Source organism: Streptomyces sp. ICC1 (assembly GCF_003287935.1).
Classification (GTDB): Bacteria; Actinomycetota; Actinomycetes; order Streptomycetales; family Streptomycetaceae; genus Streptomyces; species Streptomyces tritrimontium.
Genome location: NZ_CP030287.1, coordinates 6,972,611 through 6,997,814, shown reverse-complemented (window position 1 = coordinate 6,997,814; position 25,204 = coordinate 6,972,611). Strand labels below are relative to the sequence as shown.

Sequence of the window (25,204 nt, the reverse complement as noted above, 5' to 3'; positions counted from 1 at the left end):
CAACCGCTGCCCGGCCGGGCCCCGTTGCGGCGTGCGCGGACGGGCCTGCGCTCAGGCGGTGAGGCGGGCGCGCAGCGCCTCGACGGTCCCGTCGGGGACGCCGAGGCCCTCGCGGACGTATTTCTCCATCGAGCCGTAGCGGGTGTCCACCTCTTCGAGCGCGGCCTCCAGGTAGGAGGGGAAGACGCCGATCAGCGCCAGCGCGAGGTCCGGGTCGCCGCCGGCCGCGGTGAATTTCTCGATCAGCGGCGCGAAGGCGATCCGCACCGCCGGGTTGACCGACAGGTACTCGTCCATCAGCGTCTCGTCGTCCGCGCCGAGCAGCGACAGGATCACGGTGGCGCCCCAGCCCGTGCGGTCCTTGCCCGCCGTGCAGTGGAAGAGCAGCGGCCCCGCCCCGGGGTCGGCGAGCTCGGTGAGCATCAGCCGGTACGCGGCCTGCGCGGAGCCGGAGCTCACCAGCGAGCGGTAGACGCTCGCGAACAGGGCCTGCGCCTTGCCGCCGCCCAGGTGCTCCTCGGCCACCACCGGGTCGGACAGCATGTCCTTGAGCTGGGCCGCGGGTATCTTGCCGGGGCCACCGGAGCCCTCGGAGTCCTCCGCGCCGCCGATGTCGGCGTTCACCTTGTCGGCCAGGACGTCGGCTATGAGCAGGCGGGCGCCGGCCGGGATCCGGTCGGGGTGCTCGGCGCGCTCGACGTCGGTGCGGAAGTCGAGGACCGTGCGGAGCTCCAGCGCCGCCACCACCCGGTCGGCCTCGAGGTCGAGCCGGTCGAGCTGGCCGGAGCGGAAGACCAGGCCGGAGCGGACGGTGCGGCCGCCGGGGAGCGGCGTGCCTCCCAGGTCGCGGAGGTTGGCGACGGTCGTGGCGGAGGTGGCGGTCATCGTGGCGGCTCCAACGGTGGCGGTGGCGGTGGCATTCGAAAAACGAATGATCGAAGAACTAAATGGCCGAGGCCGGCACGCGCTGGGTGACGCGTGTCAGCTCTATGATTTTCCGAGATTTCGCCCCGGATAGGTAATCGGCGGCCAGCGAGACTCCCACGCCCAGCCCCAGGGCGACCAGGTGCCCGGCGTCCGTGAAGGTCCGCTCCCGGCGCAGGAGCGGCCGGACCGCGAGGGCCAGCAGCCCCACCCGGGCGGTGGTGCGCACCGCCCCGGGGGGAAGCGCCGAGGTCAGCGCGCCGAGCACGGTGTTGAACCCGTAGCTGGTGCCCACGTCCACCGCCCGCCGGGTGTCCGGACCGGCCGTGCGGCGCAGGACCCCGTAGACCAGCAGGGTCGCCGCCGCGTGCCCGAACAGGAAGGCGGCGGCCGCCCACCAGGCCCCGTACGCGTACTCCGCGTACCCGAGGACGGCGGCCAGCAGCAGGGCGTACGGCAGCGGCATGGGCTCCTCCACGAGGAAGGCACTGGCCGCCAGGGTCCCCCAGCGGCCGGCATCGAGGTTGTCGGCATGGGTCGAGCACCTGCGCAGCAGCCGCTCCCGCGCCGCCGGATCCAGTCGTTCCAGGGCGTACGCCCCCAGCTGGACCCCGCCCGCGTACACGGCGCCCAGCGGCACTGTCAACGGCAGTCGGTTCATTCGAACATGATCGACCACGGGGCGGCGTTGAGTGAGAGCGGGCCCCGTGGCAGCATGCCCTGGTCATGTCACACAGCCCCGCGCCGATGCGCGCCACGCGGGCCGCGGTATTCGCGGCGGTGGCTGTCGCACTGGGTGCGGTGGGGCATTCGTACATGTCCGGTACGGACATTCCGCTCCTGGGTCTTCTGTCCGCTTTCGGGCTGACCGGAGGGCTCGTCTGGCTCGGGACCGGGCGGCGGCGCGGACCGCTCTCCATCTCCGCCGCGCTGCTCGGCGTACAGGCGGTCCTCCACCTCGTCTTCTCCGCCTCGGCCGGCAGCCACCACACGGCGGGCACGGACGTGGGCGCGAACGGCGCCCACGCGGGCGCTTCCGGGGCGCACTCCATGCCCGGCATGGCGGACATGACGAGCACGGCCGACATGGCGAGCATGGCCGACATGGCGGGGACGGCCGGCGCGGCCGGTGCGGACGGCATGGCCGGGATGGCCGGCACGGGCGCGATGGCCGGGATGGCCGACCTCGCCGGGATGGCCGACCTCGCCGGGATGGCGGGCATGGGCGGGATGGCCGCCGGTCACGCCCACGACGGCCTCGGCATGATCGCCGCGCACGTCCTCGCCGGGCTGTTCTGCGCGCTCTGGCTGGCCCGGGGCGAGGCCGCCGTGTTCCGGCTCGCCTCCGTCCTCGCGGCCGGCGCGCTGCTCGCCGCCCGGCCGCTCGCCCGCGTCCTCGCACTGCTGTGGACGCGCGGGACCCCCGCCCCGCCGGCGCCCGTGGCGCGCCCCGCCGCCCACGCGCGGCCGCGCACCCTGCGCGGGGCCGTGCACGCGCACACCGCCGAGCGGCGCGGGCCGCCCGCGCGCGGACGGATCCGCCTCACGGCCCCCGGCCGTCCCGCCCGCGCCTGACCGAACGGCGCGCCTCCTCGGTGAGGCGGCGGGACCTGGGGCCGATCACCCATGTCTCCGCCCACACCCACCTAGGACACCCATGTCTGTCGACGACGTCCGGGAGATCCGCGCAGCGGACCCCGAAGCACCCGAAGCAAGCGAAGGCGAAGCATCCGCAGCGGCCGCACCCGAAGCGCCCGCGGCGGCCCCCTCTCGCGCCGGAACCTGGGCCGCCCTGCGGCCGCTGCTCCTGCGCCTGCACTTCTACGCCGGGGTGCTGATCGCCCCGCTGCTGTTCATCGCCGCCACCACCGGGCTGCTCTACGCCGCCTCCTGGCAGGCCGAGAAGATCCTCTACGCCGACGAGCTGACGGTCGACCGCGTCGGCGCGACCGCGCTGCCGCTCGGCGCGCAGGTGGACGCGGCCAAGAACGCCGCGCCCCAGGGCGAGGTGACCTCCGTGTGGCCCGCGCCCGAGGCGGAGGACACCACCCGGGTGATCATGGAGAGCCCGGGACTCGCCGAGGGCGAGACCCTCACCGTGTTCGTCGATCCGTATACGGCCGAGGTCCGCGGGAAGCTCACCACCGTCGGTGACGCGCTGCCGCTGCGGGCGTGGCTGAGCGAGTTCCACTCCAGCCTCCAGCTGGGGGAGTTCGGGCGGAACTACAGCGAGCTCGCGGCGAGCTGGCTGTGGGTGGTCGTGCTCGGCGGGCTCGCGCTGTGGATCGGCCGCCGACGCACCCGCAGGGCCGCGCTCGTCGTGCCCGACCGCAAGGCGTCGGGCCGACGCAAGACCCTCTCCTGGCACGGCTCCGTCGGCGTCTGGATCGCGATAGGCCTCGTCGGCCTCTCCGCCACCGGCCTGACCTGGTCGAAGTACGCCGGCGAGAACATCGGGGAGCTCAAGGACGGCCTCGGCGGGGCCACCCCGGCCGTCTCCGCCAAGGTCGGCGGCGCCCCGGCCGCCGACGCGGGCGGCGAGCACGCCGGGCACGGCACGGCCGACGGCGCGCAGGCCGCGCCCCCCACCCCGGCCGACGCCATCGGCATCGACGGCGCGGTCGCGGCGGCGCGCGCCGCCGGGGTCACCGAGTCCCTGCGGATCACCCTGCCCGCCAAGGGCAAGGGGTACGTGCTCAAGGAGCAGGACAAGCAGGTGCCGGTGCACCTGGACGCGGTCTCCGTCGACCCCGCCGACGGCCGTGTCATGGACGAACTCCGCTTCGCCGACCACCCGCTGGCCGCCCAGCTGACCCGCTTCGGCATCGACCTGCACATGGGCCTGACCTTCGGGCTCGCCAACCAGCTGGCGCTGGCCGCCCTGGCGGTCCTGGTGATGTTCATGGTCGTCTGGGGCTACCGCATGTGGTGGCTGCGCCGACCGACCAAGGACCGCACGCTCTCGGTCGGCCGCGCCCAGCCGCGCGGGGCGTGGCGCAAGCTCCCGGTGGCGGTGCTCCTGCCGCTGGCCGCCGCGACGGCCGTCGTGGGCTGGTTCCTGCCGCTGCTCGGGATCAGCCTGCTGGTGTTCCTGGCGGTGGACCTGACGCTGGGCTTCGCGGCGTCGCGCCGTTCCAAGGCGCTCTAGCGGGTCCCGGCATGAGAGCGGGCCCGTACTCCCCCTCGTGAGTACGGGCCCGATGTCATGTCAGCACGGATGCCGATCCGTCATAAGTGCGCTCAGGGGGCGTACTTGTACCCCACCCGGCGCACGGTCTGGATCGCGCCGCGGTGCGAGGCGCCCAATTTGCGGCGCAGCCGCGCGACGTGGACGTCCACGGTCCGGCCGTCGCCGACGTGCCCGTAGCCCCAGACCGTGGTCACCAGCTGGTCCCGGCTGTGCACCCGGTGCGGGTGCGCGACCAGGTGGGCCAGCAGCTCGAACTCCAGGTACGTCAGGTCCAGGACCTCGCCGTCCACCTCGGCGGTGCGCTGGGCCGGGTCGATGCGGACCAGGGCGTCACCGGTGAGGGCCGGGGCCGCGGGGGCCGGGGCGGCGGGAACGGACTGCGGGGAGAAGGCGATCGGCGGCTGCTGGTCGGCCGGTACGAGCACCAGGTAGCCGACCATCGGCGGCTGGCCGGGCAGGCTGGGCAGGGTGTGCGCGGGGGCGGGCAGCCAGGTGGCGCCGGGCGGGAGGAAGTCCACGACCCGGGCCACCTCGTCCCGGTCCACGGATCGCAGGCGGTGGCGCGGACTGGGCGGGAAGGCCGGGTAGGTCAGGGGGGCGGTCGCAGCGGAGGCGGCGGAAGCGAAGGAACGGGTGTTCGCCATGAGTGGTCAGCTCTTTCACGCGGAGTGGTCGGCAGGAGACGTGCGTACATGCGTCGTCTTGTGTCGTACCGCGCAGACCGAAGGCCTCGGGAAAGGTCGGTTGGGAGATCCCGGAGGCTTTAGAGGGCCGGCGCGTTCTTCGCGCGGCAACACACCCGGTCGAAATCGTGGTCCTGACGGGAAGGCCAGAACGGCTCGAGGTCGCTGCGACCTGTCGAGGTGTGCAAGTGGCTGGCCATGGCCCCATTCAAGCAGATGCACGGGCGCCCGGGCAGACCTTGTCTCATTCTATGGATCGCCGTCTCATATTTGATGATCACGGCGTGAACGGCCCCTTGCAATCCCGACGAACCGTCAGCCCGTGAGCCGCTTCCGCCAGTCCAAACCGGTCACACGTATCGCATCGTGGGCAGATCCGTCCCAGAGGGACTCGAGCCCCACCGCGTCCAGGGCCGCGACCACCTCCCGCCCCACGGCCGCGGTCCGCACCTCGTCGGCCGCGTCGTCGCCCGTCGCGAAGGCTCCGTAGAGGAGGTACAGGTCCCCGCCGTCGGCGGCGCCCTGCGTGCACTGCGCGTGGAAGAAGACGAACCCGCGCGCGTCCGGCGGGCCGTCGCCCCGGATCTCCGCCAGCCCGCAGCCGCGGCAGCAGGCGAAGTCCTCCCGCGCGGTGATCCCGGCCGCGCCGAGTGCGGCGAAGGCCCGCGCCACGCGCTCCGGGTCCGTCTCGCCCGCCCAGCCGTCCTGCTCGGCCACCCGCTCCCGCCAGAGCCGGACCACCAGCTGCGCGGCCTGCTCCCGGGAGACCGGCCGGACGTTCCCGTCGGCCAGGTGCTCCTCGGCGCGCTCGGTGAGGGCCGCCCGGTCGTCGTAGCCGCCGCGCAACCAGCCCCGTACGGCCTCCTCCAACTGCCGCTCCACCTCGGGCGGCAGCGGCTCCGCCGGGGCTTCGGCGGGGAAGTCGAGGCGCTCCCAGGCCGGGCCGAGGTCCCAGTCCTCCTCACGGCGGGCCCAGAGCGCCATCAGCTCCACGACCTCGTCCGCGGAGGTGAGGTACGCCTGGAAGTGCCGCTCGGGGGAGCCGGCCCGGTGCTCCAGCTGGTAGTCGCCCCCGCCCTCGCGCCAGACCTGGAGGTAGACGTCCGGATCGCTCGGGATCCGCTCCACGACGAGGAACCGGTCCCCGGCTCCGCCCAGGCCGACGACGAGGTCGGACAGGGAGCGCAGCGCGGGACGCCGGTGGGAGTGGCCCCGCTCGGTACGGACTGTGATCGCCAACATGGGGGACACCGTGCCAGACGGCACCGACACCGACAGCGACAGCGGCACCGACAGCGGCACCGACAGTGGCACCGACAGCGGCGGCGTCGTCATCGGCGGCGGCCGGGCCCGGACGTGGCGGCGCCCGCCGGGCCGCGGGGGCCCGGCGGGCGCCGGAATCGTACGGGTGGAGCGGGGAGCGGGCGGTCTCAGACCAGGCCGTCCTTCTCCAGGGCGGTGCAGCAGGTGTCCGTGATCAGGCGGGTCACCACGTACGGGTCCACGTTCGCGTTCGGGCGGCGGTCCTCGATGTAGCCCTTGCCGTCCTTCTCCACCTGCCACGGGATGCGGACGGAAGCGCCGCGGTCCGAGACGCCGTAGCTGTACTCGTTCCACGGAGCCGTCTCGTGCAGGCCCGTCAGGCGCTCGTCGATGCCGGCGCCGTAGTTCTTGACGTGGTCGAGCGGCTTGCTGCCCTCGCCCAGCGACTCGGCCGCGGAGATGATCGCGCGGTAGTCCTCGCGCATCGCCTTCGTGGAGAAGTTGGTGTGCGCGCCGGCGCCGTTCCAGTCGCCCTTGACCGGCTTCGGGTTCAGCGTCGCGGAGACGTTGAAGTCCTCGGCCGTGCGGTAGAGCAGCCAGCGCGCGATCCACAGCTGGTCCGAGACCTCCAGCGGGCCGACCGGGCCGACCTGGAACTCCCACTGGCCGGGCATGACCTCGGCGTTGATGCCGGAGATCGCCAGGCCCGCCGCGAGGCAGTGGTCCAGGTGCTTCTCGACGATGTCGCGGCCGAAGATCTCGTCCGAGCCGACGCCGCAGTAGTAGCCGCCCTGGGCGGCCGGGAAGCCGTTGACCGGGAAGCCGAGCGGGCGGGTGCCGTCGAAGAAGGTGTACTCCTGCTCGATGCCGTAGATCGGCTCCTGAGCGGCGAACTTCTCGGCGATCGGACGCAGCAGCGCGCGGGTGTTCGACGCGTGCGGGGTCATGTCGATGTTCAGGACCTCGCACAGGACGAGGACGTTGTCCCCGCCGCGGATCGGGTCCGGGCAAGTGAACACCGGCTGGAGTACGCGGTCCGAGGCGTGGCCCTCGGCCTGGTTGGTGCTCGAACCGTCGAAGCCCCAGATCGGCAGCGCGTCGCCGTCCGCCATGATCTTCGTCTTGGAACGCAGCTTCGCAGTCGGCTCGGTTCCGTCGATCCAGATGTACTCAGCCTTGTAACTCACGGGCCCCATCCTTCGGTGCGTCGCTCCGGCGCAGACTCTGCGGATGCTGCGTTGCGTCCTGCGGTTCGCGTGCTGCGAATTCGTTCTGCGGTGTAGACCGCAGCGTGCCCGCTCGCGATTTCTCTTCCGTTGCCCGCGTGTGAACCCCGTGTTACCGAGGTTTACGCCGCAGGTGGGCATGGCTGTGCGGGTTGGCGTCCGGACGCCCGTCCGAGTGGGGCAGACTGGGCAGGTGAGCATTTCGTACGATTTGAAGTCCGCCGGAGATGCCGCCGAAGAGGCCGCTTCCGGGCCCCGCCCCCGTGTCGGACTGCTGGGTACCGGCCCCTGGGCCCACCGCACCCACGCACCCGCGCTCGCCGCGCACGCAGGCTCCGAGTTCGCCGGCATCTGGGGCCGGCGCCCCGAAGCGGCGGCCGAGCTGGCCCGCGAGCACGGCGTGAAGGTGTACGAAGACCCCGACGCGCTGTTCGCCGACTGTGACGTCGTGGCCTTCGCCCTGCCGCCCGACGTACAGGCCCCGCTCGCCGTGCGCGCGGCCGCCGCCGGATGCCATCTGCTGCTCGACAAGCCCGTCGCCACGACGCCGGCCGACGCCCGCGCCGTGGCCGACGCCGTGGCCGAGCACGGGGTCGCCTCCGTGGTCTTCCTGACCCTCCGCTTCGCCGAGCCCACCGCCGGCTGGGTCGCCGAGCAGGCGGAGCGCTCCGGCTGGTTCACCGCCGCCGCGCACTGGCTCGGCGCCGTCTTCCCGCCCGGCGGAGAGCCCAGCGCCTACGCCGACTCGCCCTGGCGCAAGGCCAAGGGCGGGCTGTGGGACGTCGGCCCGCACGCCCTGTCCGTACTCATCCCCGTCCTCGGCGACGTCACCGCGGTCAGCGCCACGCGGGGCCCCTCCGACGTGGTCCAACTGGCCCTGCGCCACACCTCCGGCGCGGCGAGCACCGCCGTCCTCAGCCTGAGCTCGCCGCGCGCGGCCGCCGGGGTGGGCCTGGAACTGCGCGGCGCCGAGGGCGTCTTCGGCCTCCCGGAGTGGAGCAACGTCCCGGGCGCCTACGGCCGCGCCCTGGACGCGCTGCTCACCTCGGCGCGCACGGGGGTCCCGGATTCCCGGGGGGCGGAGTTCGGGGCACGGCTGACGGAGATCCTGGCGGAGGCGGAGGGGCAGCTCCCGGACTGACGTCCGGCGCCGCGGCTTCCGGCGCTACTTGATGACGGCATTGGCCACGATGATGGCCAGCCCGATGGTCGCGTCGGCCATGCCGATCAGGAGGGCGGAGTCGAGCTTGTAGCCGACGCGGAGGGCGACGAAGGAGCCCCAGGCGAACAGCAGCGCGGAGTTCAGGCCGAGCCCCAGGGCGGTGACCCCGTGCGAGTCCCAGTCGGCGAGCCCGGCGAGGAGCAGCAGCAGGACGGTGGGAAGAGTGGCCGCGATCATCGGCCACTCGTTCCACAGCGCCCGCAGGAGCACCCGCCACCGATGGCCGGCGCCGCCGGCCTGGTGGGTGCTCATGTGGTGCGAGTACCCGTGCGCGAGGCCGGCGGTGGCGGCGGTGACGAGCACCCAGCTGGCGTCGTAGAAGGGCGTGTACTCGCCGCCCTTCTGGTCGAGCGCGGCGAGCAGGCCGCTCGCGAGCACCGTCCCGTAGACCCCGCCGAACATCCAGTCGGCCCCACGCCGGGGCGGGGGAAGGGGCGGCGGGCGGGAGGGACGGTGGGCGGAGCTCAGCAGCCCCAGCGCAGGGAGGGCGTGTCCACCGGCGCGTCCCACAGCCGCAGCAGTTCTTCGTCGGCGCGGCACAGGGTCAGGGTGCAGCCGGCCATGTCCAGGCTGGTGACGTAGTTGCCGACCAGCGAGCGGGCCACGGTGATCCCGCGGTCGTCCAGCACCCGCTCGACCTCCGCCCGCATGATGTACAGCTCGACGGGCGGGGTTCCGCCCAGGCCGTTGACGAGCAGGATCACCGGCGCGCCGGCCGCCTCCGGGAGGTCGTCGAGGATGGCGTCGAGCATCGCCTCGGCCGTCTCCGCGGCGGTCATCACCTTGCGGCGCTCGCGTCCGGGCTCCCCGTGGATGCCGATGCCGAGCTCGATCTCGTCCTCGCCGAGCGTGAAGTTCGGGCTGCCCTTGGCCGGGGTCGTGCAGGAGGTCAGGGCGACGCCGTAGCTGCGCGCGTTCTCGTTGACCTTGCGGGCCACCGCGGCGACCTCGGCGAGGGGGGCGCCCTCCTCGGCGAGCGCGCCCGCGATCTTCTCCACGAACAGGGTGGCCCCGGTGCCGCGCCGGCCCGGACCGTTCGCCGTCCGGGCGACGGCCACGTCGTCGTCCACGACGACCTGCTCGACCTGCACGCCCTCGTCCTCGCAGTCCTCCGCGGCCATCGTGAAGTTGAGGATGTCGCCCGTGTAGTTCTTCACGACGTGCAGGACGCCGGCGCCCGCGTCCACCGCGCAGGTGGCGCGCGCGATGTTGTCCGGAACCGGAGAGGTGAACACCGGTCCGGCCACGGCCGCCGCCAGCATGCCGCGCCCGACGAAACCGGCGTGCAGGGGCTCGTGCCCGCTGCCGCCGCCCGACAGCACCGCCACCCTTCCGGCGCTCTGCCCGGCCGCCGGGCCCCCGCCGGCCCGCGTGACGATGCCCCTCTCCGCCTCGACGCGGAGTCCCGGGTGGGCGGCGGCCATTCCGCGCAGCGCGTCGGCGACGACGCTCTCGGGGGAATTGATGAGCTTCTTCACGGGGGCCTCTTTCCTGAAACACGGAACGCCGGGCCGGAGCGGAAATTGGAATTGCGGGACGGTATTAACCCGGCACCGTCGCCGATCCGCCACCGCTTCCGGGGCACTTGGCTGGAACGTTACCCCGGAGAACCTGGAGGGCAGGCCGGGTCCTTGGTCCCGGATGCGGGCGCGGAAAGGCCCCTCCGCGAGGGGGCCGTGAATTTCGCCGGAGCCGCCCAAATCCGTGATAGGGATGAATAAGCAAGCGGAAATGAATTCGCAATGAGGAGGATTCACGTGAAGACCGTCGGTACGCGCATGATGATCAGCCCGCCGAAGTACGTGCAGGGCGCCGGAGCGATGAACGACCTGGGCGAGCACACCGCCCACCTCGGGACGAACGCCGTCGTCCTCGCGGACAAGGGCGTCTGGGGCTTCGTCGACACCGCGGTCACCGACTCGCTCACCGCCGCCGGGGTCAAGCTGACCAAGGAGGTCTTCGGCGGGCTCTGCACGCAGAAGGAGATCGACCGGGTGGCCGCGGCCGCCCAGGCCGCCGGCGCGGACGTCATCGTCGGCATCGGCGGCGGCACCGCCATCGACACCGCGAAGGCCGTCGGCCACGCGCTGGGCGACATCGCCGTCGTGTCCGCACCCACCGTCGCCTCCACCGACGCGCCGACCAGCGCGCTCGCCGTCATCTACACCGAGGAGGGCGCCTTCGAGCGCTACTCCTTCTTCCGGCGCAACCCCAACCTCGTCCTCGTCGACACCGCGCTCGTCGCGAACGCGCCGAGCCGCTTCGTCGTCTCCGGCATGGGCGACGCGCTCGCCACCTGGTACGAGGCCCGCGTCTGCGTCGCCGCGAACCGGGTGGCCATGGCCGGCGGCCTCGCCACCATGGCCTCCCTCAGCCTCGCCCGGCTCTGCTGGGAGACCCTGATCGAGTACGGCCCCCAGGCCCGTCTGGCCGCCGAGGCGCACGTGGTCACCCCGGCGCTGGAGAAGGTCACCGAGGCCAACACGCTGCTCTCCGGCCTCGGTTTCGAATCCTGCGGCCTCGCCGCCGCCCACGGCATCCACAACGGGCTGACCGTCTCCCACCGCACGCACGGCATGATGCACGGCGAGAAGGTCAACATCGGCACCCTCGCCCAGCTGATCCTGGAGGGCGCCCCCACCGACGAGCTGGACACCTACCTGAAGTTCAGCCGCGCCGTCGGCCTCCCGACCACCCTCGCCGAGGTCGGCCTCGGCGACCCGGACCGCGAGGAGCTCCTCGCCATCGGGCGCGCCGCCACGGCGGAGGGCGAGACCACGCACAACATGCCCTTCCCGGTGACCCCCGACATGGTCGCGGACGCCCTGATCGCGGGCGACGCCTACGCCCGCGCGACCGCCGGCAAGTCCTGCTAGTGCTGTGGCCGGGAAGGTTTGGCGGGTCGCGGTGTCCGGCGCGGTGCCTCGCAAGGCGGAGGGCCGCCGCTTGTACTGGACGTACTTCGGTGGTCCGACAACGCGGCGAGGTGCCGTGCCGGGCGCTGCGACCCGGTGGACCTTTCCGGTCACAGCACTAGGAGTAGCGGGTCCTACGGGGCTCCGCGCGGGCCGTCCCCCGCGCGGGCCCCGTCCGGCCCGTCCTCCGCGGCGCGGGCCCCGTCCGGTCCCGCCGTCCGGGACGCCAGCAGCAGGGCGATGTCGTCCGGCCGGTCGGCGGAGTTCCCCGCCTCGCCGACCAGCCGGTCCGCCGTCTCCGTCAGCGGGCCGGGGCCGGCGGCCGCCAGGGCGGCCCGCAGCCGCTCCACCCCCACGTCGATGTCCGTGCCCGGGATCTCCACCAGCCCGTCGGTGTACAGGGCGAGCACCGCCCCCGGCTCGATCCGTAGCCGGGTGACCGGATAGTCCGCCTCGGCGTCGATGCCGAGCACCACCCCGCCCGGCAGGTCCAGCACCTCGGTCCGGCCGTCCGGACGGCGCAGCAGCGGCTGGGGATGTCCGGCGCGCACGGCGAGGGCCAGGCCCGTCGCGGGGTCGAGCAGGACGTAGCAGCAGCTGGCGAACTGGCCCGGGTCGAGGTCGATGAGCAGCCGGTTGGTGCCGCGCACCACCTGCTCCGGCGTATTGCCGCTGAGGGCGAAGGCCCGCACCGCGCTGCGTAGTTGGCCCATCGTGGCCGCCGCCGCCACCCCGTGGCCCTGTACGTCGCCGATGACCAGCGCGAGGCGCCCGCCGCCCGCGTCGAGGACGTCGTACCAGTCGCCGCCCACGTCCATCCCGGCGGTGCCGGGCAGGTAGCGCCCCACCGTGACCACGTGCTCGCGCACCGGCAGCCGGTGCGGCAGCAGCGCCGCCTGGAGCCCGCGGGCCAGCGCGGCCTCGCTGTCGTAGCGCCGCGCCCGCTCCAGGGCCTGCGCGATCAGCCCGGCCAGCGCCGTGAGCACCGTACGCTCCTCCGGGCTGAACCCGCGCGGCGCGTCGAAGCCGAGGATGCACGAGCCGACCGGCCTGCCGGAGGCGATCAGCGGGAGGAACGCGCGGGCCCCGACGTGGGCGTCCAGCGGGATCCCCGGGTAGGCGGAGGCCAGGTGCTCCATCGACTCGAAGAAGATCGGCCGGCCCGTCGTGAGGGTCTCCACCCCGGGGAGCCGGACGTCCAGCGCGACCCCGTCGAACCGGTTGAGGAAGCCCTGGGGGAAGCCCGTCTCCCAGGCCAGGTGCAGATGGCCCTCCTCCAGCAGGTAGATCGCCAACTGGCGTCCGCCGAACGCCGGGAGGAGCTCCTCGGTGACCACGGCCGACACCTGGCGGGCCGTCACCGCCTCGGTCAGCGCGATCGCGAGGGCGACCGGACGGTACAGGGCGGAAGCCCGGTCGGCGGGCGAACCGAGACCGGGGGACCCGAGCCCCGGTCCGGGCCGCACCACCGACTCGGGTGCGTACGCGGGCGGTTCGGCCACGTCGATGGTGACGGTGATCCCGTCGGACCCGGCGTGCAGGCCCACCGACAGCCACTGCTCCGGCAGGCGCGCACCGGGCCTGGCGGCTTGGAAGCGCACCGGCTCGGGGGCGAGGAACACGGCCCGGAAATGGTCCTCGTAGGAGGGGTGGCCGAGCCAGGGCAGGGCCTCCCACAGCATCCGCCCGACCAGTCCGGCGCCTTCGGCACCTTCGGCTCCGAGCAGGCTCCCGGCTCCCGCGAGGGCGGCGGAGTTGGCGAACCCGATCACGCCCTGCCGGTCCACGGACAGGACGGCCTGGTCCAGCCGGTCCACGGCCGCGCGGGCGCCGCCCCCGGAGCCGGGCGCCTCGTCCGCCGGACCGGAGCCGGGCACGCACACCGGATCACCCTCCCAGGCCACGGGCGCCCCGGCCGCGGCGAGATCGGACAGCTCCCCGGCCAGCCGGGCCGCCACCGCGCGCAGCCGCTCCCGGTCGCCCGACCCGACCGGGAGCCCGGGGGTCGCCGGGCGCAGCACCACCAGCACGCCGTAGCGCTCGGGCCCGCGGGCGACCGGCTCGTACAGCGAGCCGAAGGGGAACGGCAGCCCGGCCATCAGCTGGGGGAAGCGCCGCATCGCGGACTCCGCGTCGGGCAGGTGTACGGACTGTCCCGAGCGGTACGCCTCGGCCACGGGGTACGGGCGGTTCACGTGCATCCGCCACCAGGGGCGGAACAGCGGCCCCGGGATCCCGGTCAGGACCGCCATCCGCAGCAGCCCCGCGGTGCCGGAGCGCAGGTAGACCCCGCCCGCGTACCCGCCGGCGGCCCGCACCGCATCGAGAGCGGCCCGCGCGAGCACCCGGGCCGTGGCGTCGGTGAGGGGGCCGCCGATGTCCGGTCTCGCCGTCACCCCTTCAGAATGCGCCCGGGGCGCCGCGCGTGCAGGTCAGGCCGCCGGCCCGGGTCCGGTCGCCTGCCCGGTTCCGGCCGGGGCGCGGTCCCGGTAGCCCGCCAGCACGGCGGCCGCCGCCAGCAGCAGCACCGCGGCCGCCGTGCGCAGGCCCGCCCCCATGGCGTCGGTGAAGGCCGTGACCTGCGCGGCTCCGTGCGGTACCCCGGGCAGGGGCAGGGGCAGGGGCTGGGGCTGGGACAGGGGCCGGGGCCGGCGGGCTGAAAGTCCCTGCCGATCAGGGACTTCGCCCGGCTCCCGGACCTCCCCGCACTGCTTAGGTTTGCCTAAGGAGACCGATGAAGGAGGTCCGGTGCCGTCGCTCAACGACAGCCGTCCCGGAACGACCGTACGCATCACGGGGATCGAACCCGGCCGGGCCGGCGGCAGCCGGCGCCGACTCCTGGAGTTCGGCTTCGTGCCGGGGGCCGACGTCACCGTGATCGCGAGGGGCGCCACCGGAGGCCTGCTCGTCGGGCTCGGTGACGCCAGGGTCGCGCTGGACTCCCGTACCGCCGGCCGGCTGAGGTGGTCCCGATGAGCTGCCACGGTACCGAGGGCGGGGCCACCGCCACGATGGAGCGCGAAGCGGGCACCCCCGTCGTCGCCCTCGTGGGAAACCCCAATGTCGGCAAGTCGACCCTCTTCAACGCCCTCACCGGCGGCCACCAGCGCGTCGGCAACTGGCCCGGCAAGACCGTCTCCGTCGCCCAGGGGGACTGGCGCACCCCGAGCGGCCGCCGCGTGCGCGTCGCCGACCTGCCCGGCTCCTACAGCCTGCTGCCCGACTCCCCGGACGAGGCGCTGGTGCGCGACGTACTGACCGCGCCGGCGGGGGAGCGGCCCGACGCGGTGGTCTTCGCCCTCGACGCGGCGAACCCGGCCCGCAACCTGTACCTGCTCTCGCAGATCCTCGACACCGACCTCCCCGTCGTCGTCGCGCTCACCATGACCGATGTGGCCGCCCGGCGCGGCACGCCCCCGGACCCGGACGCGCTGGCCCGCGAGCTCGCGCTGCCGGTCGTACGGGTGGAGGGGCGCACCGGCACCGGCCTGGACCTGCTCGCCGACGCCGTCGCCGATGCCCTGGCCGCCGGGCCCCACGGGCCGTCGCCGCTGCTGCCGGTACCGCTGCCGCTGTCGCCGTCGTCGCACCGGACCGGGCGGACCTCCGCCTGGGCGGCCGGGTCACCCGTGGCCGTCGAGCTGGCGACCCTCGTCGCGGAGTTCTCCGGACGGACCCCGCACCCCGCGCGGTGGCTGGCCGTGAGCCTGCTCTGCGGGGAGCGGCCCTCCGCGGTCCCCGCGGCGCTCGCCGAGCGGGCCCGGCAGGCGGCGGACCGCCTCGCCGAGGCCTCCGGAGCCGGCCCGCAAGGCGCCACCGGGGCCCACGCCGACGCGAACACCGAGGCCGGCGCGTACGCCGACATCGACGCGGACGCCGAACTGCTCGTCGCCGAGGCGCGCTACGCCTGGGCGCACGCCGTCGTCGAGCGCGCCGCGCCCCGCCCCGCGCGGGCCAGGCCCACGCTCACCGACCGGGTGGACCGGCTGCTGCTGTCCCGCTCCTTCGGGATCCCGTTCTTCCTCGCCGTGATGTGGGGCGTCTTCCAGGCCACCACCGTGCTGGCCAAACCCCTCCAGGACGGCCTCGGCGACTTCGTCTCCGGACCCGTCAGCGGCGGCGCCGACCGGCTCCTCGAAGCCGTCCGCGCACCCGGCTGGCTGACCGGCCTGCTGGTCGACGGCCTGATCAGCGGAGTGGGCCAGCTACTCACCTTCGTGCCGCTGATGATCATCATGTTCGTGCTGCTGGCCCTGCTGGAGGACTCCGGCTACTTCGCCCGCGCCGCCTTCGTGGCCGACCGCCTGATGCGCGCCCTGCGGTTGCCCGGCCGCGCCTTCCTGCCGCTCGTCGTCGGCTTCGGCTGCAACGTCCCGGCCTTCGCGGGCACCCGGATCCTGAACCGCCGCTCGCACCGGCTGCTGGTCGGCCTGCTCATCCCGTACATGAGCTGTACCGCCCGCCTCGCCGTCTACGTGATGATCGCGGGCATCTTCTTCGGCTCGAACTCCGGCACGGTGGTCTTCTTCCTCTACGCCGGCTCCGTGCTGCTGGTCGTCCTCATGGGCCTGATCCTGCGGCCCCTGCTCTTCAAAGACATGAAGGAGGAGCCGCTCGTCCTGGAACTGCCCCCCTACCGGCTCCCCACCCTGCGCGTCACCGGCGCCCAGGTCTGGCAGAAGCTCGCCGCCTTCCTGCGCACCGCCGGCGGCATCATCGTGGCCACCGCGGCCGGGGTGTGGCTGCTCATGGCCGTCCCGGCCGGAGCCGGCCACGGCGGCTTCGGCGACGTCGGCGTCGAGCACAGCGTCTTCGGCACGGTGACCCGCGCGGTCGCGCCCGTCGTCGCCCCGGCCGGCTTCGGCGACTGGCACGCCACGGCCGCGCTCGGCACCGGGCTGATCGCCAAGGAGGGCGTGGTCTCCACCCTCGCGCAGACCTACTCGGCGGGGGAGGACGGAGACCCGAAGCTCACCACGAGCCTGCACGCCACCTTCGACCAGGCCTCCGGCGGACACCCGCGGGCGGCAGCGCTGGCCTTCCTCGTCTTCATCCTCTCCTACACCCCCTGCATGGCCTCCCTGGCCGCCCAGCGGGCCGAGATCGGCACCCGGCTGACCCTCATCGGGTTCGGCATCCAACTGGCGGCGGCCTGGCTGCTGGCCGTCGGCGTCTTCCAGATCGCGAGGCTGATGTGGTGAGCAGGGCCGATGGGACCGATGGGACCGATGGGACCGATGGGACCGGTGGGACCGGTGGGCCCGGTGGGACCGGCGGGCCCGGCATGCTGCGCAGGCTGCTGCGCGCCTTCGAGGAGGCCACCCCCGGCGAGGGGCTCGTGCAGATCGCCGACCGGCTCGGCATCGACCGCGCCGAGGCCGCAGACCTCGCCGCCTACTGGGTCCGCAAGGGCCGCCTGCGGCGCGAGGAGATCGGCGCCCCCGACTGCGGCGGCTGCCTCGCCGCCTCGCGCTCCTGCACGGCGTGCCCCGGCGGCGCCCCGGGCCCCGGCCCGGCTGCCGGCCGCGGCGCCGGCCCCGCCGCGCGGCCGGTCCTGGTCGCACTGAGCCCCGTACGCCGCACGCGCTGACCCGAACGCCTACCCCGTCCGGGGGAGGTCCGGCCCCGGGACCGGGCAGCGCCGCCGGCGCCCGGGCAGGCTTGCGGACATGCGACAGCAGTACGACACGGATACGTCAACGCCCCCGGTGGCCTTCTCGGTCGCCGACGCCTTCACCCTGCGCACGGCCCTGGACGCCCTCGGCGGGGTCCGCGGCCTCGACACCCTCGACGCGGCCTGCGGGCACGGCACCACCACCCGGCTGCTGGCGAGCGGCGGAGCCCGCCGCGCGGTGGGCGTCGACAACTGTCCCGAACGCATCCGGCGGGCGCGGGAGGGCGGGGGAGGCGCCGAGGGCGCCGAGGTCGAGTACGTCCTGGTCGATGACGCGGCCGGGATGCCGCGACTGGGCCCCTTCGACCTGGCCACCGCCGTGTACCTGTTCAACCAGGCCCACGACAGGCCCGCCCTGCACGCCATGTTCCGCGCCGTCCGCGCCAGCCTGCGCCCCGGCGGCCGGCTCCTCGCCATCGTGCCGAACCCGGGCGCCTTCCCGTACGCGGACTGGGCGCCGTACGGGATCAGCGTCGTCGAGCGGGCTCCGGGCGGCGACGCGCCCCTGCTCCGGGCCCGGCTGGAGACCGATCCGCCGGTCCCGTTCGAATGCCGGGAGTGGGCCCACGCCGACTTCGCCGAGGCCGCCGCCGACGCCGGCTTCTCCACCGTCTCCTGGCAGCCGACCCGGACCCCGCCGGCGTGTGCGATCCGCGACGAGACGTACTGGGCCCGCTACCGCACGGCCCCGGTGGGCTCCCTGATGAACTGCGTGGCGTGACCTGCCGGTACGGCCTCGCGGTCAGTCCTCCGTCGCCGCCCTGCGCACCAGCGCCACGATCAGGTCGCGCGCGGCCCTGCCCTCCGGGACGGGCAGCAGCGGGTACGCGTGCGGCAGCCCCGGCTCCTCGTGGAACTCCACCTCCACGCCGGCCGCCCGGGCCCGGCGCAGCAGTTCGCGGCTGTCGGTCGTCAGGACGTCCCGGGTGCCCGTGAACACCGTCAGGGGGGCCAGCCCCGCGAACGACCCGTGCAGCGGGCTCACCCGCGGGTCGTCGGCCGCCAGGTTGCCCGCGTACAGCCGCCCGGCCTCCCGCAGTCCGGTGCGGGCCAGCATCGGGTCGCCGGCCTCGATGGCCGCCTGGTCGGGGTGGCTCATGGAGACGTCCAGCCAGGGCGAGATCAGCACGATCCGGGACGGCTGCGCCCCGGTCCGGTCGCGGTCGCGCAGCCGCTGGGCCGCCGCCAGTGCCAGCCCGGCGCCGGCGGAATCCCCGATGAGCACCGTGCCGCCCGCGCCGCCGCTCGCGATCAGGCCGCTGAGCAGGTCCGCGGCGACCGGGACGGTCCGGTCGGCGGTCCCGCGCGGGGCCAGGATGTACGCCGGCACGACGACCCGGGCGCGGGCCTGGGTGACCAGCTTCCTGATCAACGACCAGTGGGGCCGGACCAACTCGTGGATGTACCCGCCGCCGTGCACGTAGAGCACCTTGGCGGTCGGCTCCGCCCCCAGCGGCGAGACGTCGTACACGGGCCACGCTCCGACGAAGGTCCGCGAGACCTCCGCGATCCGGCCCAGCGAGCGCGGCGGCAGATGGGACGCCGGCCGTCGTGCCGGCTCCGCCACCCGGGCACGGACCGCCTCCGCGCTCCCGAACCGTCTTCGCCGTCCCGCCGCGATCAGCGCGACCGAAAGCGCTCTGCTGCGCAGACTCGGCACGCCCCTCACCTCCCCATTCCCGGCCCGGACCACTCCCCGGCCCCTGCCCGCCACCTCAGGAGCATAGGCGTGAAGCTGGCCTGTGGACCCGCTTAAGAAATCCTCGATGGACTGATGACCCCGCAGGTCGGCAGATTGGTGGCGTCCGCACGCTGCGGGGCCGCCGCGCCCCGTAGCGATCGCTTCCGCATGCCTGGAGCCACGCCATGAAGGCACTCGTCAAGCACAAGGCCGAGCCCGGGCTGTGGCTGATGGATGTTCCCGAGCCCGAGTACGGCGCCGGCGAGGTGCTGATCAAGGTGCTGCGCACCGGCATCTGCGGGACGGACCTGCACATCCGTTCGTGGGACGGCTGGGCGCAGGGTGCCGTCAAGACCCCGCTCGTGCTCGGCCACGAGTTCGTCGGCGAGGTGGCCGCGCTCGGCGCGGACGTGTCCGACATCGAGATCGGCGCGCTGGTCAGCGGCGAGGGCCACCTGGTGTGCGGGAGGTGCCGCAACTGCCTGGCCGGGCGCCGCCACTTGTGCCGCAGCACGATCGGTCTCGGGGTCGGCCGCGACGGCGCCTTCGCCGAGTACGTGGTGCTGCCCGCGCAGAACGTCTGGGTGCACCGGACCAAGGTGGACCTCGATGTCGCCGCGATCTTCGACCCGTTCGGCAACGCGGTGCACACCGCGCTCTCCTTCCCGCTGGTCGGCGAGGACGTGCTGATCACCGGCGCCGGCCCGATCGGGATCATGGCGGCGGCCGTGGCCCGGCACGCGGGCGCCCGCAACGTCGTCATCACCGACGTCAGCCCGGAGCGCCTCGAGATCGCCCGCAAGGCGGGCGCCACGCTCGCGCTCGACGTCTCCAAGGCGACGATCGCCGACGCGCAGGCCCAGCTCGGCCTGCGCGAGGGCTTCGACATCGGCCTGGAGATGTCCGGCCGCGGCGAGGCGATGCGCGACATGATCGACAACATGACGCACGGCGGCCGGATCGCCATGCTGGGCCTGCCGGCGCAGGAGTTCGCGGTCGACTGGGCCAAGGTCGTCACCTCGATGATCACGATCAAGGGCATCTACGGCCGCGAGATGTTCGAGACCTGGTACGCGATGACCGTGCTGCTGGAGGGCGGGCTCGACCTCAGCCCCGTCATCACCGGCCGCTACGCCTACGGGGACTTCGAGGCCGCGTTCGACGAGGCGGCGACCGCCCGCAGCGGCAAGATCATCCTGGACTGGACGCAGGCGTAGCCGTGTCCCTTAAACACATCTGACGTTTCCTCCGATCTCCCCTGTGTTGAGGCCCGTACGGATCAGGGGCTGGTCGTCGACCAGGACGACGCGGATCACCGGGCCCCCGCTCCGGGCGCCGGCAGCCGGGCCGCCACCCGGAAGCCGCCTTCCGGGCCCGGTCCGGCGCTGAACTCCCCGCGGAGCAGGCCGACGCGTTCCCGCATGCCGGCGATGCCGTATCCGGAGCCCGCGACGGCGCCGCCGGACCCGAGGTCGACGATGTCGACGGCCAGCGCGTCCTCGCGGTAGTCGAGGGTCACGCTGCACTCCCGGGTGCCGGAATGCCGCACCACGTTGGTGACCGCTTCCTGGACGATGCGGAAGGCCGCCAGGTCGACGTCGGGGGGCAGGTCCCGCCGGTCCCCCCGCCAGCGGACGTCGACCCGGACCCCGGCCGCCCCGGTCCGGCCGACCAGTCGGCCGAGGGCGGCCAGGCCCGGCAGCGGGTCCAGCGGTGCGGGCTCCCGCTCGCCGGCGCGCAGGGTGCCGAGCATCCGGCGCAGCCCGGCGAGGGTCTCGCGGCTGGTGGCCTCGATGGCCTCGAGCGCGTTGCGGGTCTCGGCGGGCTGGGTGTCCATGACCCGGCTGCCCACGCCGGCCTGGATGGCGATGATGCCGATGTTGTGCGCGACCATGTCGTGCAGCTCCCGCGCGATCCGCAGCCGCTCGGCCGTGACCGCCTGCCGCGTGGCCTGGGCGCGCAGGGTGTCCGCGTGCGCCCGGTTCTGATGGATCGTGTTGCCGATCAGCCAGGCGATGACCACGGTCGAGGCCAGGCCGGCGGGCACGGAGGGGTTGAGGACCTGGCCGCGTACGAGCGTCCAGACCGAGTAGCCGGCCAGCACGCCGACCGGGAGCACTCCGGCGAGGACCGAGACCCGCCGCGGGCGGGTCGCCGCGGTGTAGCCCACGGCCGCGTCGGCCAGGAGGAAGAGGACGAACGGCGTCTCGCGCACCTGCATCCCGAGCGAGAACACGGTGCCGGCCAGTGCGATGCCCACGGCCGCCAGGGGCGTGCGGGTCAGCACCAGCGCCCCCAGGGTCGTGACCAGGGCGGTGACCGTGAGCGGCGCGTCCTCGATGTTGCCGTGGTAGTCGACCAGATGCCGCAGCTCGTTCGGCCGTTGGACCATGCGCAGCGCGATGAGGGCCGACCAGAAGGCCGCCACCCACAGGCCCGGCGGCACGCGTCTGAGCAGGGTCGGACGGGAAGTGGCGGTCATCGGCCGATCCTATCGACGCGCTCCCGGCCGGGCATCGGCCCACGGGCTTAATCCCCCGGGCCACAGGCGGAGTTCACAAGTGTGGGCCACGGGCCGATGCCGGCCCCCTGCCCGTCCCCGCAGTGTGGACCCGTGATCGAATCCACCGGACTGACCAAGCGGTACGGCGATGCCGTCGCCGTCGACCATCTGACCTTCACCGTGGAGCCGGGCGAAGTCACCGGCTTCCTCGGCCCGAACGGCGCCGGCAAATCCACCACCCTGCGGATGATCCTGGGCCTGAACGCCCCCACCAGCGGGTCCGTCACCGTGGACGGGGTGCCCTTCTCGCGGCGCCCGCGCGGGCTGCGCCACGTCGGCGCGCTGCTCGACGCCCAGGACGTGCACGGCGGGCGCAGCGCGCGGGCGCACCTGTCCGCCCTGGCCCGCGGCAACCGCATTCCGGCGGCCCGGGTCGGGGAGGTCCTGGCGGAGGTCGGGCTGGCGAAGGCGGCGGGACGCCGGATCGGCGGGTTCTCCCTCGGGATGAAACAGCGGCTCGGCATCGCGGGCGCCCTGCTCGGCGATCCGCCGGTGCTGCTGTTCGACGAACCGCTGAACGGGCTGGACCCCGAGGGCGTGCTGTGGCTGCGCGGGCTGCTGCGCCGGCTGGCGTCCGAGGGGCGCACCGTGCTGGTCTCCAGCCACATGATGGCCGAGATGGAGCACACCGCCGACCGGCTCCTCGTCATCGGGCGGGGCCGGCTGATCGCCCACGAGAGCCTGGCGGACTTCTCGGCCCGCGACGCCGGCCCGGGCGTCAGCATCTCGACGCCCGGCCTCGCGGCCCTGGAGCCCCTGCTGATCGCTGAGGGCGCGTCGGTGCGCCGGGAGGGCGACGGGGCGGCCCGGGTCGGCGGGCTGACCGCGGCCCGGATCGGGGACCTCGCGCACCGGAACGGCATCGTGCTGCACGAACTCGCCACCCACGCCTCGTCCTTGGAGTCGGCGTTCATGGCCCTCACCGCGGACAGCGTCGAATACCTCGCGGGAGGAGCCCGATGAGCACGGTGACGTCTCCCGGTACGGGGCGGGCGGGGCGGCCGGGGCGGGCGGCCGCATCCGCGGCCGGGTTCGGCGACCTCCTCGCCGCCGAGTGGATCAAGATGCGCTCGCTCCGGTCGACGTACTGGGTGCTCGCCCTCAGCGCCGTCGTGGCCGTCGCGGCCAATGTGAACGGCGTGCACTCCGACCTGCCGTACATAGACCGGCCGAGGTCCCCGCTGCCCGGCATGCCCGTGTACGCGTACGATCCGCTGTTCCACGGCCTGGGCTCCATCGCGATCGCCGTGATGGCACTGGCCGCGGCCTCCTTCGGAGCCATCACGGTCTTCGGCGAGTACTCCACCGGAATGATCCGCACCACGTTCGCCGCGGTCCCCGACCGGCGTGCGGTGATCACGGCCAAGGTGGCCCTCGTCGCGGGGGTGTCTCTGGTCCTCGGCGCGGTCGTCTCCGCGGCCTCGTTCTTCACCACCAACGCGATGCTGGCCTCCCGGCACGTCGGCCTCTCGATCCAGGACCCCGGCTGCTTGCGGGCCGTGGCGGCGTACGCGCTGGTCGTCCCGGTCTGCGCGCTCATCGGGATGGCGTTCGGCAGCGTCCTGCGGCACGCCACCGCCTCGATCGTCGCCGTCGTGACCACGCTGTTCATCCTGCCCATGCTCTTCGGCGGCGACCGGTACCGGTTCCTGAAGGAGATCGGGAACCACCTGCCGCTCGCCGCCCAGACCCGGCTGGCGCTGAGGCCCGGCTCCTCGACCACCCTGGGCGCCCACCCGGGCACGATCGCGGGCTCCTGGACCGCGCTGGCCGTCTGGGCGGTCGTCTCGGTGGCCGTCTGCGTGGTCGTCGTGCGGCGCCGCGACGTCTGAGACCGGCCGCCCCCGGCGGGGGGCGGCCGGTCCGTGCCGTCACGGCCGGGCGGCGGCCGTCACAGCTTGCGGCAGAGCAGGGCGTCCGGGGTCTTGCCCTTGGCCCACGCGCCGGTGAAGGCGAGACCCGCGGCGTACTCGTCCGTCGCGCACTGCCCCTTGAAGTTGCCGTACGCGAACTCTCCGCCCGGGCCGGCGGCCGGCCGGGCGTCGCCCCGGTCGAACCAGACGGTGCGGCCGCTCGTCCCGAGGGGCCTTTCGGCCTGGGCGCACAGGACCGCGGAGACCGCCTGTCCCCGCACGCTGTAGCCGGTCATGAACTGGCCCGGCCCGCACTGGTACTTGGTGTAGCCACCGGCCCAGTCGCCCTGCTGTACGTGGCGTTCGTCGCGCACGGCGGTCGGCGCCGGGCCGGCGGCGGCCGGGCCGGCGGCCCCCGCGTCGGTGCACAGCCCGCGCCCGTCGCGGTGGGCCAGGCCGACGAGCCGCTGGCCGTCGGGGCACACCCCCTTGCGGGCTCCCTGGTCCCAGTCGCCGAGGGCCCGTACGCGCGCCGACTGGACCGCGTCGGCGTGGTCAAGGTTGAGCATGTCCCAGGTGTCGGACACCTCGACCGGGCCGCTCTTCTGCGGCGCGGTGACGAGCCGGTTCCAGTGGGCGGCGCGCCAGTCGGCGCCGTCCAGGATGCCGGAACGGCGGCCGCTCTCGTCGAAGTTCAGGATCGACCAGCTGCCGTGTCCGGTCCAGCCGACCAGGGGCCAGTAGGCGAAGTCGGCGTCCGTGGCGATCAGGTGGTCCACGAAGTTGCCGAACCAGGCGCGCGCCCGCGGGTCGGCCTCGTCGCTGCCCGTGCCGAACTCGCTGATCCACAGCGGCGCCGTGAAGTGGCTGCCCGTGTCGGACGTGACGTAGAACGCCTGGCGCCCCAGGGTCGCGAACAGGTCCGCGCGGGACAGGTCCTGGTAGCGGGGGTCGTGGGTCTCGCCCATGCCGGTCGCACCGGTGTGGTTCGGGCCGGTGTAGCCGTAGAAGTGCGCCGCGTACACCAGCTTGTTCGAGGCGACGAGGGTGTGCGAGAGGGTGCGCACCGGTTCGAGCGTGGGACGGCCGTGGGGCAGTCCGTCGGCCGGGATGCCCTGCCAGTTGATGCCTTCGACGACCACCAGGAGGTCGGGGTTGGCCTCGGTGAGGAGGCGGTCGCCGAGGCGCTGGGACGCGGCCCACCAGTCGTGGTCGTTGCCCCAGTTCCAGTTGGCGTCGTCGGTGACGGTGCGGCGGACCTCGTTGTAGAGGTCGGCTCCGACGACGCGCTTGTCGTCCTTGTAGCGGCGGGCGAGGGCGATCCAGTCCTCCTCCCACCGCGCGGTGCTCTGGCTGGTGTTCCAGCGTTCGTTGCCGTCCAGGCCGCAGCAGAAGCGCGAGGTGTTGGTGTGGTTGTTGAGGATCACCGCGAAGCCCTCGGCCGTGGTGGCGGCGATGACGGCGTCGAAGACCTGGAGGGGGGTCTTGCCCCGTAGCTCCGGGTTGGCCGCGACCGAGGCGTCGGAGACGGGCCGCTGGTCGTGCAGCATCTCGTTCGAGAAGGGCAGCCGGACGCTGTTGATGCCCAGGGCGTGGAATCCGGCGAGGATCCGCGGGATCGGAGCGCGGTCCAGGCCGAGCGGCATCTGGTCGGCCTTCTCGCCGTCGTGGTGTGCGGCCGGATCGTTGATGTCACCGGATCCGCTCCACGACCCCTGGGCGCCTTGCCAGTTCGCCGACTTCAACTTGAAGCGGTTGCCGTCGGCGTCGACGACGTAGCGGCCCCGGGTGCTCAGGGGCGGCCGCCAGGAATCGGACAGGGCGGCCGTCGCGGAGCCGGGCGCGGAGCCGGGCACGGAGCCGGGCACGGACGCGGCGGCGGGAGCCGCGCCGAGTGCTCCGAGCAGCAGCGACGCGGCGAGTGCCGCGTGCGGTAAGAGTCTTCTCACAGTGTCCTCCGGAGTGTTGGGGCGGACGTGCGTGCTGAAGCGGTGGTGCGGTCGGATTCCG

Annotated in this window: 23 protein-coding genes; 11 read left to right on the top strand and 12 right to left on the bottom strand. The window is 73.9% G+C overall.

The features are described from left to right. Positions 1-51: 51 nt before the first annotated feature. Complete coding sequence (locus DRB96_RS32740; protein ID WP_112451714.1) at positions 52-885, bottom strand: tyrosine-protein phosphatase; 834 nt, start codon at positions 883-885, stop codon at positions 52-54. A 58-nt stretch (positions 886-943) separates the two neighbouring features. Next, positions 944-1,585 carry a rhomboid-like protein gene (locus DRB96_RS32735; protein WP_204357866.1) on the bottom strand — a complete coding sequence of 214 codons (642 nt, stop codon included), beginning with the start codon at positions 1,583-1,585 and terminating at the stop codon, positions 944-946. A gap of 65 nt (positions 1,586-1,650) precedes the next feature. On the opposite strand from DRB96_RS32735, the gene DRB96_RS32730 reads away from it, so the two are divergent. Further along, complete coding sequence (locus DRB96_RS32730) at positions 1,651-2,499, top strand: hypothetical protein (protein ID WP_162689113.1); 849 nt, start codon at positions 1,651-1,653, stop codon at positions 2,497-2,499. An 82-nt stretch (positions 2,500-2,581) separates the two neighbouring features. Next, positions 2,582-4,072 (top strand): PepSY domain-containing protein, encoded by a 1,491-nt coding sequence (locus tag DRB96_RS32725; protein WP_112451712.1) that lies wholly within the window; start codon positions 2,582-2,584, stop codon positions 4,070-4,072. Between the two features lie 92 nt (positions 4,073-4,164). Here the strand turns inward: DRB96_RS32725 and DRB96_RS32720 are convergent, their stop codons facing one another. From DRB96_RS32720 to glnII, 3 genes are all read right to left on the bottom strand, one after another. Beyond that, positions 4,165-4,758: a winged helix-turn-helix domain-containing protein gene (locus tag DRB96_RS32720; protein WP_112451711.1), complete on the bottom strand. Its 594-nt coding sequence runs from the start codon at positions 4,756-4,758 to the stop codon at positions 4,165-4,167. A gap of 354 nt (positions 4,759-5,112) precedes the next feature. Next, entirely contained in the window at positions 5,113-6,039 is a 927-nt protein-coding gene (locus DRB96_RS32715; protein WP_112451710.1) for a hypothetical protein, read from the bottom strand. A 188-nt stretch (positions 6,040-6,227) separates the two neighbouring features. Continuing rightward, on the bottom strand, positions 6,228-7,247 hold the full coding sequence (glnII, locus tag DRB96_RS32710; RefSeq protein ID WP_112451709.1) for a glutamine synthetase: 1,020 nt from the start codon (positions 7,245-7,247) through the stop codon (positions 6,228-6,230). Between the two features lie 238 nt (positions 7,248-7,485). Between glnII and DRB96_RS32705 the strand changes: the two genes are divergently transcribed. Further along, positions 7,486-8,427: a Gfo/Idh/MocA family oxidoreductase gene (locus DRB96_RS32705; RefSeq protein ID WP_239516932.1), complete on the top strand. Its 942-nt coding sequence runs from the start codon at positions 7,486-7,488 to the stop codon at positions 8,425-8,427. A 24-nt stretch (positions 8,428-8,451) separates the two neighbouring features. Here DRB96_RS32705 and DRB96_RS32700 read toward each other — a convergent pair whose 3' ends face one another. Both DRB96_RS32700 and dhaK read right to left on the bottom strand, forming a co-directional pair. Then, positions 8,452-8,910, bottom strand: a complete 459-nt coding sequence (locus tag DRB96_RS32700) for a hypothetical protein (RefSeq protein WP_112451707.1) — start codon at positions 8,908-8,910, stop codon at positions 8,452-8,454. 62 nt (positions 8,911-8,972) lie between these two features. Beyond that, positions 8,973-9,986, bottom strand: coding sequence for a dihydroxyacetone kinase subunit DhaK (gene dhaK, locus DRB96_RS32695; RefSeq protein WP_112451706.1), 1,014 nt, complete (start codon positions 9,984-9,986; stop codon positions 8,973-8,975). A 279-nt stretch (positions 9,987-10,265) separates the two neighbouring features. Here dhaK and DRB96_RS32690 point away from each other — a divergent pair, with 279 nt between their 5' ends. Then, positions 10,266-11,384 carry a glycerol dehydrogenase gene (locus DRB96_RS32690; RefSeq protein WP_239516437.1) on the top strand — a complete coding sequence of 373 codons (1,119 nt, stop codon included), beginning with the start codon at positions 10,266-10,268 and terminating at the stop codon, positions 11,382-11,384. A 173-nt stretch (positions 11,385-11,557) separates the two neighbouring features. Here DRB96_RS32690 and DRB96_RS32685 read toward each other — a convergent pair whose 3' ends face one another. After that, on the bottom strand, positions 11,558-13,819 hold the full coding sequence (locus tag DRB96_RS32685; protein ID WP_112451704.1) for a SpoIIE family protein phosphatase: 2,262 nt from the start codon (positions 13,817-13,819) through the stop codon (positions 11,558-11,560). A 36-nt stretch (positions 13,820-13,855) separates the two neighbouring features. After that, the gene (locus DRB96_RS46100) at positions 13,856-13,981 is read right to left on the bottom strand and encodes a hypothetical protein (RefSeq protein ID WP_275432040.1); all 126 of its coding nucleotides are present in this window, start codon (positions 13,979-13,981) and stop codon (positions 13,856-13,858) included. A 190-nt stretch (positions 13,982-14,171) separates the two neighbouring features. Between DRB96_RS46100 and DRB96_RS32680 the strand changes: the two genes are divergently transcribed. From DRB96_RS32680 to DRB96_RS32665, 4 genes are all read left to right on the top strand, one after another. Next, positions 14,172-14,399, top strand: a complete 228-nt coding sequence (locus DRB96_RS32680) for a FeoA family protein (protein WP_112451703.1) — start codon at positions 14,172-14,174, stop codon at positions 14,397-14,399. Next, complete coding sequence (feoB, locus tag DRB96_RS32675; RefSeq protein WP_112451702.1) at positions 14,396-16,624, top strand: ferrous iron transport protein B; 2,229 nt, start codon at positions 14,396-14,398, stop codon at positions 16,622-16,624. Before DRB96_RS32680 ends, feoB begins: the two co-directional genes overlap by 4 nt. Before the next feature lie 83 nt (positions 16,625-16,707). Continuing rightward, positions 16,708-17,013 carry a FeoC-like transcriptional regulator gene (locus tag DRB96_RS32670; protein WP_112451701.1) on the top strand — a complete coding sequence of 102 codons (306 nt, stop codon included), beginning with the start codon at positions 16,708-16,710 and terminating at the stop codon, positions 17,011-17,013. 79 nt (positions 17,014-17,092) lie between these two features. Next, a complete protein-coding gene (locus tag DRB96_RS32665) occupies positions 17,093-17,818 on the top strand; it encodes a class I SAM-dependent methyltransferase (protein WP_112451700.1) in 726 nt (241 codons plus the stop codon). Between the two features lie 21 nt (positions 17,819-17,839). Here DRB96_RS32665 and DRB96_RS32660 read toward each other — a convergent pair whose 3' ends face one another. After that, positions 17,840-18,757, bottom strand: coding sequence for an alpha/beta hydrolase (locus DRB96_RS32660; protein WP_239517787.1), 918 nt, complete (start codon positions 18,755-18,757; stop codon positions 17,840-17,842). 206 nt (positions 18,758-18,963) lie between these two features. Here DRB96_RS32660 and tdh point away from each other — a divergent pair, with 206 nt between their 5' ends. Further along, positions 18,964-19,995 (top strand): L-threonine 3-dehydrogenase, encoded by a 1,032-nt coding sequence (tdh, locus tag DRB96_RS32655; RefSeq protein WP_112451698.1) that lies wholly within the window; start codon positions 18,964-18,966, stop codon positions 19,993-19,995. A 95-nt stretch (positions 19,996-20,090) separates the two neighbouring features. Here tdh and DRB96_RS32650 read toward each other — a convergent pair whose 3' ends face one another. After that, positions 20,091-21,260: a histidine kinase gene (locus tag DRB96_RS32650; protein WP_112451697.1), complete on the bottom strand. Its 1,170-nt coding sequence runs from the start codon at positions 21,258-21,260 to the stop codon at positions 20,091-20,093. A gap of 132 nt (positions 21,261-21,392) precedes the next feature. On the opposite strand from DRB96_RS32650, the gene DRB96_RS32645 reads away from it, so the two are divergent. Both DRB96_RS32645 and DRB96_RS32640 read left to right on the top strand, forming a co-directional pair. After that, the gene (locus DRB96_RS32645; RefSeq protein WP_239516013.1) at positions 21,393-22,304 is read left to right on the top strand and encodes an ATP-binding cassette domain-containing protein; all 912 of its coding nucleotides are present in this window, start codon (positions 21,393-21,395) and stop codon (positions 22,302-22,304) included. Further along, positions 22,301-23,173: an ABC transporter permease gene (locus tag DRB96_RS32640; RefSeq protein WP_112451696.1), complete on the top strand. Its 873-nt coding sequence runs from the start codon at positions 22,301-22,303 to the stop codon at positions 23,171-23,173. Before DRB96_RS32645 ends, DRB96_RS32640 begins: the two co-directional genes overlap by 4 nt. Before the next feature lie 59 nt (positions 23,174-23,232). Here the strand turns inward: DRB96_RS32640 and DRB96_RS32635 are convergent, their stop codons facing one another. After that, entirely contained in the window at positions 23,233-25,143 is a 1,911-nt protein-coding gene (locus DRB96_RS32635; protein ID WP_112451695.1) for a cellulase family glycosylhydrolase, read from the bottom strand. Positions 25,144-25,204: the final 61 nt, after the last annotated feature.

Bases quoted from the DNA above. Each gene is read 5' to 3' on its own strand.
- DRB96_RS32730 (WP_162689113.1), top strand. From the start codon at position 1,651: ATGTCACACAGCCCCGCGCCGATGCGCGCCACGCGGGCCGCGGTATTC.
- DRB96_RS32735 (WP_204357866.1), bottom strand. From the start codon at position 1,585: ATGAACCGACTGCCGTTGACAGTGCCGCTGGGCGCCGTGTACGCGGGC.
- DRB96_RS32650 (WP_112451697.1), bottom strand. From the start codon at position 21,260: ATGACCGCCACTTCCCGTCCGACCCTGCTCAGACGCGTGCCGCCGGGC.
- DRB96_RS32740 (WP_112451714.1), bottom strand. From the start codon at position 885: ATGACCGCCACCTCCGCCACGACCGTCGCCAACCTCCGCGACCTGGGA.
- DRB96_RS32670 (WP_112451701.1), top strand. From the start codon at position 16,708: ATGCTGCGCAGGCTGCTGCGCGCCTTCGAGGAGGCCACCCCCGGCGAG.
- DRB96_RS32725 (WP_112451712.1), top strand. From the start codon at position 2,582: ATGTCTGTCGACGACGTCCGGGAGATCCGCGCAGCGGACCCCGAAGCA.
- DRB96_RS32700 (WP_112451707.1), bottom strand. From the start codon at position 8,910: ATGTTCGGCGGGGTCTACGGGACGGTGCTCGCGAGCGGCCTGCTCGCC.
- feoB (WP_112451702.1), top strand. From the start codon at position 14,396: ATGAGCTGCCACGGTACCGAGGGCGGGGCCACCGCCACGATGGAGCGC.
- DRB96_RS32720 (WP_112451711.1), bottom strand. From the start codon at position 4,758: ATGGCGAACACCCGTTCCTTCGCTTCCGCCGCCTCCGCTGCGACCGCC.
- DRB96_RS46100 (WP_275432040.1), bottom strand. From the start codon at position 13,981: ATGGGGGCGGGCCTGCGCACGGCGGCCGCGGTGCTGCTGCTGGCGGCG.
- tdh (WP_112451698.1), top strand. From the start codon at position 18,964: ATGAAGGCACTCGTCAAGCACAAGGCCGAGCCCGGGCTGTGGCTGATG.
- DRB96_RS32640 (WP_112451696.1), top strand. From the start codon at position 22,301: ATGAGCACGGTGACGTCTCCCGGTACGGGGCGGGCGGGGCGGCCGGGG.
- DRB96_RS32665 (WP_112451700.1), top strand. From the start codon at position 17,093: ATGCGACAGCAGTACGACACGGATACGTCAACGCCCCCGGTGGCCTTC.
- DRB96_RS32715 (WP_112451710.1), bottom strand. From the start codon at position 6,039: ATGTTGGCGATCACAGTCCGTACCGAGCGGGGCCACTCCCACCGGCGT.